The organism is Allobacillus sp. SKP2-8, assembly GCF_007559355.1.
GTDB lineage: Bacteria > Bacillota > Bacilli > Bacillales > Alkalibacillaceae > Allobacillus > Allobacillus halotolerans.
In genome coordinates this window covers 65394-80696 of record NZ_VMHF01000010.1, presented here as the reverse complement: position 1 = coordinate 80696, position 15303 = coordinate 65394, and the positions used below count along the sequence as shown (strand labels likewise).

14 protein-coding genes are annotated in these 15303 nt (G+C 39.9%); 2 read left to right on the top strand and 12 right to left on the bottom strand.

Annotation, left to right across the window (positions count from 1 at the left end):
• Positions 1-249: 249 nt before the first annotated feature.
• The 5 genes from FPQ10_RS09090 to tnpA form a co-directional block, all read right to left on the bottom strand.
• On the bottom strand, positions 250-1641 hold the full coding sequence (locus FPQ10_RS09090) for an MATE family efflux transporter (RefSeq protein WP_144163200.1): 1392 nt from the start codon (positions 1639-1641) through the stop codon (positions 250-252).
• Entirely contained in the window at positions 1642-2085 is a 444-nt protein-coding gene (locus FPQ10_RS09085) for a MarR family winged helix-turn-helix transcriptional regulator (RefSeq protein WP_255439848.1), read from the bottom strand. It lies immediately after the preceding gene.
• Positions 2086-2238: 153 nt separating this feature from the next.
• Positions 2239-2412 carry a hypothetical protein gene (locus FPQ10_RS13105; protein WP_186278631.1) on the bottom strand — a complete coding sequence of 58 codons (174 nt, stop codon included), beginning with the start codon at positions 2410-2412 and terminating at the stop codon, positions 2239-2241.
• Positions 2413-2570: 158 nt separating this feature from the next.
• Positions 2571-3650: an RNA-guided endonuclease InsQ/TnpB family protein gene (locus FPQ10_RS09080; protein WP_144163198.1), complete on the bottom strand. Its 1080-nt coding sequence runs from the start codon at positions 3648-3650 to the stop codon at positions 2571-2573.
• Between the two features lie 6 nt (positions 3651-3656).
• Positions 3657-4055 (bottom strand): IS200/IS605 family transposase, encoded by a 399-nt coding sequence (gene tnpA, locus FPQ10_RS09075; RefSeq protein ID WP_144163196.1) that lies wholly within the window; start codon positions 4053-4055, stop codon positions 3657-3659.
• A 210-nt stretch (positions 4056-4265) separates the two neighbouring features.
• Between tnpA and FPQ10_RS09070 the strand changes: the two genes are divergently transcribed.
• Entirely contained in the window at positions 4266-4937 is a 672-nt protein-coding gene (locus tag FPQ10_RS09070; RefSeq protein ID WP_144163194.1) for an RluA family pseudouridine synthase, read from the top strand.
• Positions 4938-4974: 37 nt separating this feature from the next.
• Here FPQ10_RS09070 and FPQ10_RS09065 read toward each other — a convergent pair whose 3' ends face one another.
• The 3 genes from FPQ10_RS09065 to FPQ10_RS09055 all read right to left on the bottom strand — a co-directional run bounded on the left by FPQ10_RS09065 (position 4975) and on the right by FPQ10_RS09055 (position 9659).
• Positions 4975-5376, bottom strand: a complete 402-nt coding sequence (locus FPQ10_RS09065; RefSeq protein WP_255439846.1) for a hypothetical protein — start codon at positions 5374-5376, stop codon at positions 4975-4977.
• 275 nt (positions 5377-5651) lie between these two features.
• On the bottom strand, positions 5652-7592 hold the full coding sequence (locus FPQ10_RS09060; protein WP_144163190.1) for a YhgE/Pip domain-containing protein: 1941 nt from the start codon (positions 7590-7592) through the stop codon (positions 5652-5654).
• Between the two features lie 3 nt (positions 7593-7595).
• The gene (locus FPQ10_RS09055; protein ID WP_255439844.1) at positions 7596-9659 is read right to left on the bottom strand and encodes an efflux RND transporter permease subunit; all 2064 of its coding nucleotides are present in this window, start codon (positions 9657-9659) and stop codon (positions 7596-7598) included.
• 155 nt (positions 9660-9814) lie between these two features.
• Between FPQ10_RS09055 and FPQ10_RS09050 the strand changes: the two genes are divergently transcribed.
• Positions 9815-10387, top strand: a complete 573-nt coding sequence (locus tag FPQ10_RS09050; protein WP_144163188.1) for a TetR/AcrR family transcriptional regulator — start codon at positions 9815-9817, stop codon at positions 10385-10387.
• Between the two features lie 550 nt (positions 10388-10937).
• On the opposite strand, the gene FPQ10_RS09045 is transcribed toward FPQ10_RS09050, so the two are convergent.
• The 4 genes from FPQ10_RS09045 to FPQ10_RS09030 form a co-directional block, all read right to left on the bottom strand.
• Positions 10938-11588, bottom strand: coding sequence for an SDR family oxidoreductase (locus FPQ10_RS09045; RefSeq protein WP_144163186.1), 651 nt, complete (start codon positions 11586-11588; stop codon positions 10938-10940).
• A 16-nt stretch (positions 11589-11604) separates the two neighbouring features.
• Positions 11605-12936, bottom strand: a complete 1332-nt coding sequence (locus tag FPQ10_RS09040; RefSeq protein WP_144163184.1) for a CoA-disulfide reductase — start codon at positions 12934-12936, stop codon at positions 11605-11607.
• 319 nt (positions 12937-13255) lie between these two features.
• On the bottom strand, positions 13256-14422 hold the full coding sequence (locus FPQ10_RS09035) for an MFS transporter (protein WP_144163182.1): 1167 nt from the start codon (positions 14420-14422) through the stop codon (positions 13256-13258).
• Between the two features lie 123 nt (positions 14423-14545).
• On the bottom strand, positions 14546-14959 hold the full coding sequence (locus FPQ10_RS09030) for a YbaN family protein (protein WP_255439842.1): 414 nt from the start codon (positions 14957-14959) through the stop codon (positions 14546-14548).
• Positions 14960-15303 lie beyond the last annotated feature (344 nt).

Below are 15303 nucleotides of genomic sequence, written 5' to 3'. Positions count from 1 at the left end.
CTCGAACGAGCGCCATTTCTTCTCGGAAAGTCCTATAGAGGCGTTCTATACACTCGAACGAGCGCGATTTTTTCTCAGAAAGCCCTATAGAGACGTTCTATTCACCCGAACGAGCGCGATTTCTTCTCGGAATGTCTTATATATAAACAACCGATCCAACCTCAATCAATAAAAAAGCGTAAAAAAACCGCCCAATCTTAGAATAGCAAACGCTACGCAGTTGGGCGATTAATTGAACTTATATTTGACTTAACTCATCACAGGTACATTCTTCTTCTCTGAATCCTCGTCTTTTCCTTTTACCAACATTGGAGCTCGGTCTCGGTATAATAAGTATACGGCTAACACGACCGCTAACAGATCTGATATCGGAAATGCTAACCAAACGCCAATTACACCGAAGTATGGTGGAAGGATTAATACGAGCGGAATGAGAATCAGTAGCTGTCTAGACAATGAAAGGATTAATGCTTGCTTCGGTTTTCCTAAAGCTTGGTATAATCCTCCAGCTACAATTTGTACGCCGACGACGAAGAATACGGCAAATAAAATTCGCATCGCTGTTGAACCTTCTTCAATAACTTCTGGATTTGCCGTAAAAATACGTAAAAACGGTCCTGGGATTGCTAGTAATATAATCGTGATAGAGGTAGCACTGATCGTTACAACCTTTAGCGTTAACCATATGGTTTCTCTCATTCGGTCATAATTTTGTGCCCCATAATTGTAACCGACAATCGGCATCATCCCCTGCATGACAGCCATAATTGGAAGTGCCATAATCATGACAATACGCTGGATGATTCCATAAATACCTACATAAAACTCGGTTCCATATTCGATGAGCATCGCATTAACAGCGATCACCAAAATGCTTCCTGCCGATTGTTGAATAAACGCCGGCATACCAACGGATAATGTTTCTTTAACAATTGCCGATTTCAACTTCATATTTTCAAAAAAGAATTTCAACGAACTTTTGCCTCGTGCGTAATAATTAAAGATCATACCGAAAACAGCTGCTTGAGAGATTACTGTCGCAATCGCTGCTCCTTGCACACCCATATTCAAGCCAAAAATGAAAATTGGATCAAGTGCAATATTAATCGCAGCAGGGATAATCATCAAGACCATTGCAAATCTGGCATTCCCTTCCGCACGCACGAGATTGTTCGCCGCGAAACCACTGGCAAAGAAAAATGTTCCAAGTAATATTGGGAACATATAATCCATGGCATACCCGATGGTTGATGGTGTTGCACCAAATAGGACAAGTAATGGTTCAAGTGTGAATAACGCAATCAATATTCCTGCCACACTGACTAAGAGAATCAATGTAATGATATTGCCGAATATGAGATTTGCTTCTTCTGGCTTTTGAGCTCCAAGGCGTCTGGAAATAACGGACGAACCACCGACACCGAGTGCTGCAGCGACAGCCAACATAATCATCATCATCGGAAACGCTACCGTCGTTCCAGCAACCGCTTCAATTCCGACACCGTAGGAAATAAAAACCGTATCTACGACATTATATAAAGTCATGACAAACATGCCAATTAACGCAGGTACAGATAAATTACGAAGCAGTGTCGAAATCTTTTCGGTACCTAGCTGCTCTGTTTGTTGTTTTGGCTCCATCTACTTCACTCCTTCCTCTTGTATAAGTAAATTACTTTTCATTCGTTGTAACCATTTCAGGAACAAAGCTGCTTCCTCTTCAGAAAATCCGTCCATTAATTCATTCTCTTGCACGTTTAGATTTTCCCAGAGATCTTGATCAAGCTTTCTGCCTTTTTCATTGATCGTAATAATTTTTGAACGTTTATCTACTTTACTATCCGACTTCTCAACTAAGTCTTTCATTAATAGCGAGTCTATAATCCCTGTCATCGTCGAGCCTTTTATATATAAATATTGCTGCAATTCCACTTGTGATAACGGACCATTCTCAACGAGTAAAAAAAGAACCTTAGATTGTGCAACCGTTAATCCGTGGACAGCGAGTTGATCGTTATATTGATTTTCCAACAAATGAGCTACCATTCCTACCTGGTAGACTAGCTTTTCTTGCATATTCCTCACCAAATTACTTACCTCCCTAACTAAATAACAAAGAATATCTTACCTTTTTTGCACGTTAAAAACAAGATATAAGTTTTATCTTTTTAGGTGCCTAACAATCTTAGTGAATAATGTCCGATTTTTTTCACTAAAAAAGCAATGTAGCCATAAAAACTACATTGCTTTCTTCTCTTCAATTTCTTTGAATAAAGATTTACCTAAAATCAGCCATTGAATGATAAATAACAAAAGAACCGTGATTGCCATTCCATTTAAGAACACACTCACCCACGTCTGAACCGCTTCTTGACCGATGACAAACGTTCTCTCTGTAAAAAATAAAAACATACCAAATTTGATACTCCCACCCCTGAAGGGGCAAGCCCAAACTAACGTTTGAGTAGGATTCTTAAGTGATGAACCGTTTCCGTCCGTTTCCGGTAGAAACCACCCTTAAGCTTAAGGGTGTATCAGCACCCCGTCCTAAGACAGTGCAATATAGCATCTTAGGCTGATGCACTTTTACCATGCATCAGAGGTGCATGAATAATATTCATGGCACCCACTCTGTCTCTATGAGTTGAAAAACCGCAGTTTTTACAGTGATATTGTCTATCCGCAGCTTTGTTCCTTTCAGAACAAGATGGACACTTTTGAGACGTATAAGCAGGGTCAACATACTCAACTGCAATACCAATGAGATTCGCTTTATATTCAATAAAGTTCGCTAATCGATAAAAAGACCAAGAATGTAGGTTTTGATTGTTTTTTCGGCTTGTTCTTGCCGTCTGTCGAATGTTCTTAAGTTTTTCTAAACGAATGACAGAAACATCGTTTTTGATAGCAAAATCAACTATCGCACGACTTATTTGATGGTCTTGGTTTTTCATCCACCGTTGCTCTTTATCATGAATAGTGCGAATCGCTTTGATTTTTTTAGCTTTCCCTAATGATTTGCGTTTTTTTCGAAAATAACGCTTTTTGAATTTGTTCATGCGGCCATTACCGAAGAACTTTGTTTGACCGCCTTCTGTAACGGCAACAGCCGGGACTTTTAATCCCAAATCGACACCCATCAATTGGTGTCCGTTAATGGGTTTGGTCGGAATAGTCACCGAAATTTGCGCTATCCATTTGTGAGATTTTTGGGTGATGCGTAGAGTCCCACGCTTCCCTTTCATTAATTCTTGGAAACGATTGTTCTTTTCGTTCCATTGCACTCGAATCGGAATTCTTTTAGATCTACCATCAACAAATAAAGGCACAGAAATTTCACGTTCGCTAACTGAATAGTTTTGATTATTCCATATACAAACGGGTTTTTTTAGGATAGGAATCATAGCGTATCCAGTCTTTTTAGACTTAGTGAACACGCTTTTCGCATCTTTGATAGCTTGGTTTTTCACAGCGCTTGGGAGTGGTGCCACAACATTTTTAGTAGTTTTCTTCGTTGGTTGTTTGTATTCAACCATTTCAGAAACCAAATCATTTATGACGCAGATATACGTTTTAGACATTTTCTCCAACAACTTTTTTTGAAAGCGATTGGGTTGAAGCTTCAATTTAATGGTGATTGTTTGTTCCAAGGATTATCAACCCCTTGTTTTTTGTTCTTCAACATAACGTTTGATGGTTTCACTCGACATATTCCCCGCAGTCGATACAAAATAAGAGCGCGTCCATACGCTCGGCAGATGGTTAAGATGTTCAAACTCCTTTCTAATGGCTCTGGATGTAGTACCTTTAATTTTCGCCATGATGTCTGAAGGACTTAATGTTGGAACCGACTGAACGAACAAATGAACATGGTCTACGTCACATTCCATAGAAATGATATCAATACCTAGCTGATCACAAACTTCTTTTGTTTGTTTTTTGAAAAACTCTTCGACCGCATGGTTGAGAAAGATTTTCCTGCGGTATCGTGGGCAAAATACAAAATGATAATTCAATAAAGAAACCGTTTTGTTCCTACGTTTAAAAGTATTCATATATTAATTGTATCATTAAAACAGTCATAGTGAGACAAAAAAGGAAAAGCATTAACGATTCATACCACACCTGAAGGAATTGGCTTTCTCGTTAAAAAGTTCTGTAACATACACGGTCAGCCGTATCATGGGTTATATGAGAACGGCTTTTCATTTTCCCACTGTTTTGAGATAATGAAGCCAAATCTCAAGTTATAGAGGAGCACAATAATGAACATACCGATTTTATACGAAGATAACCACTTATTAATTGTCGAAAAGCCGGTCAATATCCCGGTTCAAGAAGATCAATCAAAAGATAAAGATTTATTGACGTTACTAAAAGAAGACATTAAAGTTCGCCATAAGAAGCCAGGTAATGTGTTTTTAGCTCTCGTTCACCGGTTAGATCGTCCAGTTGGAGGTGCGATGGTTTTTGCAAAAACTTCAAAAGCCGCTTCTCGCCTATCGGATCAGCTACGGAGGAAAGCCATTGAGCGAACTTATCTTGCTGTCGTACATGGCGTTCCATCAAAATCTAAGGATCAATTGGAAGATTATTTAGTGAAGGATCACAGGAAAAATATTGTGCGCACAGCGAAGCCAAAAGAAAAAGAGGCCAAAAAAGCGGTGCTTGATTACGAAGTAGCTAGTGAGAAAAAAGGATTTTCATTGTTGTCCGTCAAACTACAAACTGGTCGACCTCATCAAATCCGTGTTCAGCTTTCGTCTCGCGGATTTCCGCTTTATGGGGACCAAAAGTATGGACAACGTGTCAATAAACCAGGTCAGCAAATCGCACTTTGGTCAAATAAATTAGTATTGGAACATCCAACAACGAAAGAAGAGATGGAGTTCACTTCCACACCTCCTTATGAGTATCCGTGGAAACTTTGGCAGTAACGATAAAAAAGGTTGGGGAAACGTCTTCCCAACCTTTTTATTTATTGACGATATGCTCCAAATAGACAATTCCCATAAAAATAAGCCAAACGCCAAACGGAAACGCAAAGCTTTTTACCGCTTGTAATGGTTTATACGTTCTATTTCTACTTACGAGGATTCGGTCTGTCATAAAAAATAGCATGGAGGCACCTAAGCTATATAATAATAAAATAAGTCCGAACAAGGCATGTAGAATTCCTGATAGAACCGTTTCAATTTGATCATCTTTCATTTTCGCGGCAAAAAATTGGCTCATTTTATCACTTAGGATGGAAGCTAGCACTCCGTACGTTAAAATCACTGGAAAACTATACATTAAATAGATCGGTGTGCTTAACGTGAAGGAAAATAAATAATTCGTTAGTGATGAAATGTCTTCCCCAAACGGATTGGGCATGATCAAACCTAATAGAATAGCGAATATAGAGCTAGATATAGATGCTGAAATAATTTTACGTGAAATGATTTTGTTTCCCTCCAATTGTATAACTGAACTTTGGAATTTGTTATGTAGAAACTCATAATAAAAGTCATTATGCCATTGTTATCTTTCTAATTATACCCATCAACACCCCACCATCAATATGGTGATTGAACTAATTCTTGAGGACATTCCTTATAATAACAAAAACAGAAGCACTCCACATCAGGGAGTCACTTCTGCTTTGAACTTTATGAAAATAATGCTTTGAATTTTTCCCAGAAACTACTTTTTTCTTCTTTTTCAGGTTCCTCTTCTTCCGGTTCTTCGACTTCAATGCTTTTCGTTTGGATCACAAACTGTACATGGTCCACTTGTTCATTTTTCTCAGAAACAAATGATACGGGGTCGAAATCTGACTTATCATATTGTGAGATCATCTCGTCAATTTCTTCAGTCATCTCTTGCGGCATATCTTTTGTTGAATCATGAAGTTCTTGTGTGCCATCTTTCAATTCAACGACGCCTTCTTCCAATTCGCTGACACCTTGGTCGAATTCATTAATTCCTGTATGAATGTTTGAATAAGAATTCGAAAGTTCACTGACACCATTTGTGTATTCAGCAAGACCAGTATGGAAGGAGCCGTATTCTTTCGTTAAACTAGCAATGCCATCTTTTAATTGTTGCAAGCCTTCCATGCCATCAGACGCAGATGAAATCTCACTTGCCATCGTATCAATGTTGGTAGTCATTTCATTTAATCCTGAAATCGTCTCTTCTAATGAACCGACTACCGCTCCGAGAGCTGCTTTTGCACCTGGTTCTTTTTCAGTTCCAAAGTAAGTACCTTTTGCAATTTGTGATTTTTCATAAGCTGTTGCCAATTTACCAATCATCGATGAAGCTTGATCCATACTAGATTGAACATTTTGCAGCTTTTGTAACGTTTTTTGTTCAATGCCTGCTTCTTTCAATGCTTTGATTTCTTCCTCAGTGAATTGAGGAGCTTTCATTTCATTCAATGCTTCTAATTGCTTTTGTTCTTCTTCAGTAATATTCGAAGGTATTCCATTCATCGCGCCATCCAACGCTTGAAAAGCAGTAGAGTAATTGTCTTTAAGCTTTTGCAGTCCATCTTTCATTTCCGACAAACCAGCAGATAACTGCTTAAGTCCTTCAACCAATTGATCCTGCTGACTCGTATCAACGTCAACATCACTTAACGAACCATTCATCGATTGTAGTGCATTCTCAATTTCCTTTGAGCCATCAACCAATTCACCTGATGATCCATCGAGTTCTGCAATCCCATCCCGATATTGAGCGGACCCGCTAACCAATTCAGTGGCGCCTTCGTTCATTTCTTTGACGCCAACGACTAAGTCACTGACACCGGTATTCAAATCAGCGATCGCATCGGATAACGTTCGAATATCACCCGTCATCTCATCTGTCTCCGGATCTTCAATCGACATAGATGACGGAACACCTGAGATTTCAATGCCATCGAATTCAAAGTTAGTCGTATTCGCTTCAACGGTAAATGTTTTTTCTTTTTCAGGCATTAACGTAAATGTGACTTGTTGTGTTTTTCCTGCGTTTGCTACCATTCCATCTGGTGCTTGGATATTGGAAAATGATGCCGAGTCAAACGGTAGTGTCACTTGTAGCATATAGTTGTTGAAAAACGCTGAACCATGGTCCCCATTGGCTTTTGCGTCCACTTCAATTTTCACTTGACCTTCTTTTCCCGCCAATTGTTCCGGCGAAATTTTTTCTCCATCCAAATAATACGTCACACCGATAGACCATGGGAGCTCAGTCTTTTCCATATTCCCTTGATAATAAAATTCTTCATCAGATGCTGTAAATTCGACTTTGTCACCATCCAACGCGACTTCTGTCATATCGGTCAAGTTTCTCACGCTCGTATAGTCACCATAGTCCACAATCGTTCCTTCATCTACTACATCGAAACGATTGACGACATATAGTTCTTGCTGTTCACCAGTCGGGGACAATGTTGCATAAATCACTTCATCTTTCCCCGACGTCTCTCCTGTCTCTTGCGACTCTTTTTCAGCTTCCGCTTCATCATCGGCAGTATTCGCTGAAACGGTTGTCAGTAACGTCGAGGCAACCAACACAACTGCCGTCAGCAAAAGAAGAATCTTTTTTATATGTTTCATGCATCATTTCTCCTTATAAAAGTTGGATTTCCATGTTGTTTTTCCAATGACTTTATCAAATACAAACAACATCGCCGGTAGGAAAAAGACGACCATAATGAATGCCAATAAAGCGCCTCGTCCCAATAACAGACCAATCGCTGATACGACCGGATTGGTTGATGTCAGCCATAAAATGAAACCGACACTCGATAAAATAGATGCCGAAATGGCTACAGCAAATATTTTTTCATCGATCGTTTTCTTAATCGCTTTAAGGGCTGTCATTTCTTTCCGGTTTTCCGTGTAGTTCTCTGTAAATAGTATTGCGTAATCAACCGTAGCCGCCAGTTGTACCGTACTGACTATTAAATAACCGACAAACACGAGTGCTGAATCGGTGAAATATGGAACAGCCAAGTTAATCCAAACGGCCGATTGAATCGTCAGCAACAAGATCACTGGGTAGGAAATCGATTTAAATGAAATCAACAACACGAGTGCAATCGTCACGACTGTCAACACGTTCACAACCGTGTTATCTCGCTCGACGACGTTTTTCATGTCATATAATGTCACGCTTTCACCTAGTGAGTAGACTTGATCTTCTGCATAATATTGATTCGCTTTATCTTGAATTTGTTCTACGACGTTGAAGGCTGTCTCACCTTCTTTATCCGTGTTCGTCTGTAAAATAATCCGGCTGTAATTCTCTGAATAGAACTGCTCGACCTGTGATTCTTCCAGATATTCTGGTGGAATCGCTGGATCGACGGTATTCACATAAGCTAAAACACTTGTCACATGCTTCATATCTTCCAGTTCATGTACGAGTTGCTCTTCTTTAGCAACTTCGCCTTTTGGAACGAGTAAGACCATTTGTGTATTTTTACCAAATTCTTGTTCTATTTCAGCGATGTCTGCTCCAGCCCTTGTGTTTTCAGGCTGGTCACCGATTCCGTAAATAAAGTCTATTTCGCTTTGAGCCAAAAAAGCTGGTATGATCAACGCAAAGACAATTAACAGGCTTGGGACCTTAAACTTCATGACCCATTTTCCAATTCGCTTGAATTCAGGAATAATCGGTTTATGTTGTGTTTTATCAATCCATTTATAGAACATAATTGTCATCGCAGGTAAAAAGACCATGACACTGATAAAACTTAACACAATCCCTTTCACAAGGCTGAAACCTAAGTCTGAACCGATTTCGAAATTCATAAACGTTAACGCAATAAACCCGAAAAAGGTTGTTGAAGCACTGGCGATAATGGCTGGGAATGAACGTTTCATTGCCAGAATCATCGCTTCTTTTGGATCCGCTACCTTTTTCCGATAATCACTGAAACTATGGAGTAAGAAAATCGCATAATCCAGTGAAACGGCGAGCTGCAGAATCGGTGCCACTGATGATGTGACAAACGAAATTTCTCCGGTAAAAATATTCGTTCCCATATTAATCAAGACCGACACACCGATCGCGGTCAAAAAGAAGATCGGTTCTGCCCAGGAGTTCGTCGATAAAATGAGTATGATAATGATGGTTGGTATCAGCAATGCCGCTGCAAACATTGTTTCAGAGAACGCCATCTTTTGCTGGGTCGCTGTATCTAGTGCTTCCCCTGCCATCGCATTTTCTTCACCGATCAATTCATAGATTTCATCGGTTACTGCGACTTCATCGCCTTCGCGGATTGTAAAATTGAAAAGCGCATTACCGTTTTGATAATACGATTCAACCGTCTCTTCATTTGCCATCTCAAGCGGCTGCTTCAAATCAACGGAATCATCCAGCCAAGTGACGTCGGATACACCATCGATTGCTTCTAATTGTTCCTTAAACTGAAGTGCTTCTTGAATTGTCATGTCTTTCATCATGACATTCGTATTCGGAACAGCACCATCAAACTCTTCATCCATAATATCCATTGCTTTCGTTGATTGAGCATCTTCCGGTAAATAATCCGCTACATTATAATTAACGGACACTCCAACTTGCGCAATGGCACTTAAAATCATTAACGCAATAAATGTAAAGAAAATTGATTTTTTATATTTAATAATCTTAGCTGCAATGTCGATTGCCACGCACCCTCTCTTGCATCAAACAAATTTCCACTATATCATTATATAAACACCGTGTTGGATTTACAACAAACAGTATTGTATCTCATGTCAGAAAACCAACACATCGCAAGTAAGTTGTTGGATATCCATAAAACGTTCACAAAGAAGGTGCTGAAATGAACAAACGGTTAGATCGAAGAAAGCAATATACTCGCATGGTTCTAAAGGAAAGCTTAATGGATTTATTGAAAGAAAAACCTATTTCCAGTGTGACGGTGAAAGAATTATGTGAACGGGCAGACATCAACCGATCGACCTTTTACACACACTACGCAGATCAATTCGCTTTAGTCGAACAGATTGAAGACGAACTGATTCAAGATCTTGAAAAATACTTAAACACAGTTAACTTTGATACAGAAGAAGAGACGAAGGAAATGACGGAAAGGCTCCTTGAATACCTCGCTTCAAGGGCAGATGACTGTAAAACATTATTAAACTATGATGGAGACTCTACTTTTCAGCGAAAAGTGACACTGGTTGCTTATCGTTTTATACTAAATGAACAAATGACCGCCAAACAAATTGACCCAACCATAACGGAATACATCAGCTCCTTTATTGTGAATGGATGTATTCAAATGATGAAGCTATGGCTCTATAATAATATGGATAAAAGCCCAAAAGAAATGTCTCTGTTAATCAACAATTTCATTAATAAGGGGCTATATGGGTTAAGTGTGAAGTAGAAGATCACTTCCTAAAGCTCAATTCGCAGATAGAGTGCTATAAGGTAGCGTTATCTTTAATTCGACGAGCTCTATTCATAGTTAGCACACTAAATTTTAGTTCTATTTTTGATTAGATGCGTTCTATTCAGGGGTAGCACGACTAAATTCAACTCTACCTTCGATTAGAGGCGTTCTATTCCGGGGTAGCACAGTTAAATTTTGTTCTACCCTCGATTAGAAGCGTTCTATTCCGGGGTAGCACAGCTAATTTTAACTCTACCCTCGATTAGAGGCGCTCTATTCAGGGGTAGCTCGATTAAATTTTGCTCTACCCTCGATTAGAAGCGTTCTAATCAGGGGTAGCACAGTTAAATTTTAACTCTACCCTCGATTAGAGGCGCTCTATTCCGGGGTAGCACAGCTAATTTTAACTCTACCCTCGATTAGGAGCGTTCTATTCCGGGGTAGCTAATTGAAAAATCACTTCTATCCCTGATTAGAAAGTGCTCAAATGCAGACAGCTCATCCAAAAACTAAAACGCTTGGACAAATGTCCAAGCGTTCCCATCTAAACTGATTTCACCGCTTCTTCCACCGGTGTTTCTCCACTAATGACTTGAAACTCTTTTCCGATTGTTGAATCATTTTTCAACGTAGCGAAAATTGTTTGTGCAACGTCTTCACGTGGTACCTTTCCAAGCTCTCCACTCATACCGACAGTCACTTTACCCGTCGCTTCATCGTTTGTGAGACCGCCTGGATGAACAATTGTATAATCAAGGTCAGTGTCTTTCAACCACTCATCTGCATAATGTTTCGCTGCAACGTACGGTGCGAATGATTCAGGTGCTTCTTGAATCGCTTTTCGTGTTGTGTCAAATGAGCTGACCATTACAAACCGCTTCACCCCAGCTTTTTTCGTCGCTTCAATGGTTTTAACCGCACCATCCAAGTCAACCATAATCGTCTTATCTTTTCCGGTCTTCGGTCCAGATCCTGCAGTGAATACAACTGCATCAACATCTTTAGCCGCTTCAGCTATATCATCAATTTCACCTTCTAAATCAGCGATAGCTGTTTCTGCGCCTAACTCTTTAAAATAAGCTGCTTGCTCTTCTTTTCGAATCATCGCTTTTGCTTGTAAGTCATCTGACTTTTGAATGAATGAAACTAAATGTTTACCAATTTGTCCGTTTGCTCCGACAACAAGTACTTTCACACTACCACTCCTTTATTTATTTAGCTTTTCTACCCATTTGCTGTAGCGGATCCCATACTCCGTTATAAGGTGGCGCATAGGATAGGTCGACATCAACGAGTTCGTGAATGGTCATGTCGTGATATAATGCCATCGCCAAAACATCGACGCGTTTATCGACGCCTTTCTTTCCGATAATTTGCCCACCGAGTAGTTTTTTCGAATCGCGATGGTAAATTAACTTCATATGAAGCGTTTCCCCTCCAGGATAATAGCCAGCATGAGAATTTGCCTTTGATGTTTGGACTTCGTAAGGGAATTTCAACTGTTCAGCTTCACGTTCAGATAAACCGACTCGACCTAAAGTTAAATCAAAGAATTTAATGATCGATGTGCCAAGAACTCCTTTGAACTGAAGTGGGTTTCCTGCCATATTTGCGCCAGCGATTCGACCTTGCTTATTGGCCGTCGTTCCAAGCGGAATATGGTCATCCTTCTGTTTTATCCGATGAAAATCCGTCGCGCAATCTCCCGCTGCATAGATATTTTTCAGTGACGTTTCCATATATGGGTTCACTAAAATAGCTCCCCTTGGATTTAAATGAATGCCGGTTCCCTGTAAAAATTGGGTGTTGGCCAAGACACCGATCGCCAATAATACGAAGTCTGTTGAATAAGTATGCTGATCGGTTTTCACACTTTCCACTCGATCTTTCCCCGAAAATCCTGTGACGGATTCACCAAGTTTCAGGTCAATTCCCTTTTGTTTCGCTTCCTCATGGATGAGGTCTGCCATATCCGAGTCAAAAATCGGGGCAACCTGTTCTCCACGTTGAATCAATGTCACTTCTTTGCCTAATGTTTTGAAGCTTTCAGCCATTTCCAGACCGATATAGCCTCCACCTACTATTGTTACATGTTCCACACCTTCATCCAAGTCTTGCATGATTTCTTCAGTATCCGTCAATGTTTTCAACGTATGGACACCCTTCAAGTCAATTCCTTCCCATTTCGGTTTGACAGGATCTGCTCCGGTTGTAATCAACAGCTTGTCGTAGGAAACTTGAAAACCATCTCTGGTCTCCAAGTCGATTCCATAAACGATTTGATGTTTTACATTAATATTCGTGACTTCTGTGGAAATTCGTGCATCCATTCCATACTTTTCTCGAAACGTTTCAACCCGCCGTGCAACGACATCCTCCAGCTCAGGAATCACATCATTAATGACATAAGGCAACCCACATTGCCCGTAAGAATAATCTTCACCACGTTCGAGAACGGTAATTTCTGCTGTTTCATCCGTTCGATAAATCTCCATCGCTGCACTCATCCCTGCAGCCACACCACCGATGATGACATATTTCATCTCTATTCCTCCTCTGCTTTCTCAATACCCGAAAAATGGAATTGTTATTTTTTGTTGGTCGTATATATTTTGAATTTGGGTCCATATATCTGATGACCGGGAGCATATCTCACCCGCTTGGTCCCATATCCATATGTAATAGGCACATATAACGAAGATCATGGCTCATATATTGCCCAAAAGGTCACATATCGTCACATTCATTTGACTTAATTCAACATACCAAGCGCATTTTTCTCCACAAAAATGCTCAGAAAGTCAAAGATCACCTACTTAAATCCATATAGAAAAACAAACCCAGTGAAGATCCCTGAGTTTGTCATCCAATAGATAGTTTATTCCGTTTGATGTAAATCATGAACAATCCAAATGCGATGGCAGAAAGGACGATCCCTGATACATATGGCAAGCCAATCCAAACCATATACAATGCACCGCCGAGAACCGGACCAATGATTCTTCCTAACGAACCGAAAGAAGATAAATAACCAGTCACTTCTCCATATCCAGACTTGGCTTGTTTCGTCAGTAAGGAAGACACACTTGGACGAATGACTCCATTCCCGATACCGAAAATCGTTAAGAAGACGGCTGCGGTTAGGAAGTTTTGTGTTAACAAAATCAAGCCCATACCTAAAGCAGAAACAACAATTCCCGCTTGAATGATTTTAATTTCTCCGAATTTCTTTGTCAGCGTACCCATCGAACCTTGAACCGCCGCACTTGCAAGACCCATAATCATGAAAACGTAACCCATCGACACTGCATTTAACCCTGCTTTTACAGCAGCGAAGTATGCAAACGTCGCTTCAAGACCGGATAACGATACAGCAATGAAAAATTGTAAAAAGTACAACATCGCCATCGGGGTTTTCATTGCTTGTCCGATTGCTTTTGTTCTTTTTACTTTCGGCCGCTGCTTCCGATCAGAAAGCTGCACAGATTCTTTCAAAATAAAGAACACCAAAATCATTGTTAAAAACGACACTGTTCCTGCTATGTAAAAAGGAGCTTCAAGGCTTATTTTTGAAAACACCCCACCGACAGCAGGGCCAAAAATAAACCCAAGCCCAGTCGCCGCTCCGATAATTCCCATTCCTTTACCGCGGTCTTCTTCAGACGTCACATCAGCTACATACGCCATAACTGTCGGCATATTGGCGGCTGATAAAAATCCACCAATAACTCTTGCGACAAAAAGCATCCATAAATGTGTCGCAAATGCGAGAAGAAAAAACGATAGGGATAAACCGAAAATACCGAGCATGATTACAGGCTTCCGGCCAATTCGATCGGACACCCTCCCCCACATCGGTGCAAAGACAAATTGCATGAATGAATAAACGGCCATCAACAAACCGAGTTCAGTTGCTGATGCACCTATTTCTTCCGCATAGTAAGGAAGAACGGGAATAATAATCCCAAACCCGAGCATAACGAGAAACATGATTAAAAATAAGATCGGTAACACACGTTTTGTAGTCAAAATATTCACCTAGTTGCTTGTTTATTTACTTGATTCCATGCACATTATAGCACAATGGTTTCTGTTCAAAATAGTCTTGTCCATTTTTCGGTCACCGATTGTCACTTTATCCATTAAAAAACCTTAATAGGTTTCTCTTTCATCGCTTACCTGATTCGGTGGTAGCGTAGGGATTTTCTTAATGAAATAATAATGTTTTATAATCCCTAACGTGAAAATAATTAGTTTTACTGCCCATATATCTACAATAATAATAGATATAATGATGAAAAAGTCCGCCACTATATTAATACGCACCTTTTCTTTCATCGTCATTCCTTTATTTTCACGAAAACGGACAACGTAATTTTCGTAATACGTTGTTCCTTTAAACCATTTCTCCAGTCGTTTTGAACTTTTCAGGAAACAATAGGAAGCAAATAAGAAAAAAGGAATCCCTGGTATGAGCGGCATAATCACACCGACGACACCCATAGCAAATGAAAGTAAACCGAGTACGGCAAAGATAAATTTCCTTACAGCTATTATAGTAATCACCTAACTTATCTTCTATTCTTATCTGTCTCTATTGTACATGAGAAATGTTCAATAAATTATTGAAAAGAGAACAGTTTAATGAACAATGAGCTTCGAGTAAGGATAGAGAGCACTACTATAAGACTTTTCGAAAGGTTTTCATGACCATTCAGGGGTATAGAGTGCTTCTATAGGACTTTCCCGTAATTTTCATGGCCATTCGAGAGTATAGAGCCCTGCTATAGGACTTTCCCGTATTTTTTTCACGTCGTTCAGGGGTATAGAAGCCTTCTATAGGACTTTCCCGTATTTTTTCATGGCCATTCGGGGGTATAGAGCCCTGCTATAGGACTTTCCCGTATTTT

What these genes read in the sequence shown, in the direction of transcription:
- FPQ10_RS09065 (WP_255439846.1), bottom strand. Translation starts at nt 5,376, where the DNA reads ATGCCCAATCCGTTTGGGGAAGACATTTCATCACTAACGAATTATTTA.
- FPQ10_RS09060 (WP_144163190.1), bottom strand. Translation starts at nt 7,592, where the DNA reads ATGAAACATATAAAAAAGATTCTTCTTTTGCTGACGGCAGTTGTGTTG.
- FPQ10_RS09090 (WP_144163200.1), bottom strand. Translation starts at nt 1,641, where the DNA reads ATGGAGCCAAAACAACAAACAGAGCAGCTAGGTACCGAAAAGATTTCG.
- FPQ10_RS09050 (WP_144163188.1), top strand. Translation starts at nt 9,815, where the DNA reads ATGAACAAACGGTTAGATCGAAGAAAGCAATATACTCGCATGGTTCTA.
- tnpA (WP_144163196.1), bottom strand. Translation starts at nt 4,055, where the DNA reads ATGAATACTTTTAAACGTAGGAACAAAACGGTTTCTTTATTGAATTAT.
- FPQ10_RS13105 (WP_186278631.1), bottom strand. Translation starts at nt 2,412, where the DNA reads ATGTTTTTATTTTTTACAGAGAGAACGTTTGTCATCGGTCAAGAAGCG.
- FPQ10_RS09070 (WP_144163194.1), top strand. Translation starts at nt 4,266, where the DNA reads ATGAACATACCGATTTTATACGAAGATAACCACTTATTAATTGTCGAA.
- FPQ10_RS09040 (WP_144163184.1), bottom strand. Translation starts at nt 12,936, where the DNA reads ATGAAATATGTCATCATCGGTGGTGTGGCTGCAGGGATGAGTGCAGCG.